Source organism: Synechococcus sp. R6-10 (assembly GCF_047461815.1).
Lineage (GTDB): Bacteria > Cyanobacteriota > Cyanobacteriia > Thermostichales > Thermostichaceae > Thermostichus.
Genome location: NZ_JANSHW010000127.1, coordinates 1 through 1,779, shown reverse-complemented (window position 1 = coordinate 1,779; position 1,779 = coordinate 1). Strand labels below are relative to the sequence as shown.

The window sequence follows — 1,779 nt, the reverse complement described above, 5'->3', positions numbered from 1 at the left end:
GCAGCAGCCGCTTGGGAGCCAGCCACCAGCGGATCAGCACCAGGATAATGTAGCCGCCCACCACCATCAGCAGCTTCGGCACCAGAGCAATCGGGCCACCATCGAACCAGAAGCGTGGGTTGAGGTAGCCATTGTTGTTCAGGTACTGCAGGAAGTCCTTCAACCAGAGCACCAAGGGGTTTTCCTCCTGTTGCCCTGTGGCCCTGGCCAGCGCCTTGGCTGCATCCAAACGACCAGCCCCGTAGAAGTTCTGTTTGTCGCCGGGCACTGGGGTAGCCGACATTTTCAGCACTTCCTCCACCTTGTCCGGGTCTTTGATGCCCTGAGCCTGGATCAGAGCTGCCACACCGGCTACGTGGGGAGTGGCCATGCTGGTGCCTTGGAAGTAGGCAAAGACCGGCTCGTTGGGGTTACGACGATTGATGGTTTGCTGCAGGATGCCGTATTCGGGGTGATCGGGAGTTTTGGCTCCGCCGGGAGCAGAGATGTCCACCCCCACCCCATAGTTGGAGTAGGGGGCTTTCTCCCCGTTGGGCCCCGTGGCCGAGACAGCGATCACATGCGGGTAGCGGGCCGGGTAGCTCACCTGGTTGGAGTTTTCGTTGCCAGCGGCTGCGATCACCGTCACCCCCTTACTGTGGGCATAGGCCACCGCCTCCTCCATCAGTTGGGCAGAAGCGCGGCTACCCAGGCTGAGGTTGATGATCGTAGCCCCGTGGTCGGCAGCATAGCGGATCCCTTCCACCACATCCGACAGGGATCCGAAGCCGTTGGCATCCAACACCCGCACCGGCATGATCTTGGCCTTGAAGGCGATGCCGGCTACACCCAAGAAATTGTTGGTGGACTGGGCAATGGTTCCCGCCACATGGGTGCCGTGGCCGTTGAGGTCTTCCGGCTCCTCATCGTCGTCCACAAAGTCATAGCCCTTCACAAATTGGGTTTGGGTCAGGTCGGGAACTCGGGTTACTCCTGTGTCCACCACGGCTACCGTCACCCCTTCCCCTTGGGAGATGTCCCAGGCTTCCGGCATGCGGATGGCCCTGAGGTTCCATTGCTGGGGATAGAGGCGGTCGTTGGGCACGAAAGCCGCCTGGAATTGATAGTTGGGGTGAGCATACTCGATCAAGGCTTCGTCGGTGAGCCGCTTAACCAGCCGCCGCGTGGATCCCAGGTGGTCGGCATCCACGTCAAACAGGTAGATCGCTTCTTGGCGGGCAAAAGCGCTGTCGCTGCTGGGGCGGAGCGTCAAGTGATACTCTTTAGCGATAGCAGCAATCTGACTGGGGGTGGCCGTGTTTACAAAATTGACCACGATGCTGTCGTAGGGGGCGGATCCCTTGCCGCAAGCCGTCAACAGCAAGGCCATCAAGCCGGCGCAGCAAAGACCCAACCAGCGTCTGAATTTCATAATTCACGCCCTCGGGATCCAAAAAATGTTGCAACCAGTATGCCCTCTGGATTGACAATTGACGAGATGAGAGCCGGCATGGGGGCAAAATTGCCAGAAGGTGCAATCTTCGCCGCGCAAGAAGGGATCCCAGGCCTGCCGAGAAAGTGCTATGACAAGATGAGCGTAAACTGCCGCCAGAAGGGGGGAATCGGGATCGATGGATAGAGTCTTGCAGCTCATGATCCAGGGTTGGTATTACTCCATCCCCCTGTTGACGTTCTCGGTCTTCTCGGTGGCCTGTTGCATTGAGCGGGTGCTGTTTTGGTGGAAGATCACCCATCGGCAGGAGGAGGTGGTGCAGCAAGCCCTGAGCCAGTACCGCCGCA

General features: G+C 59.2%; 1 protein-coding gene. It reads right to left on the bottom strand.

What is annotated here, in order from left to right:
* Positions 1-1,411, bottom strand: a 1,411-nt coding sequence (locus tag NW837_RS04200; RefSeq protein ID WP_414329396.1) for a S8 family serine peptidase, incomplete at its 3' end; no start/stop codon positions are given.
* Between the last annotated feature and the right edge of the window lie 368 nt (positions 1,412-1,779).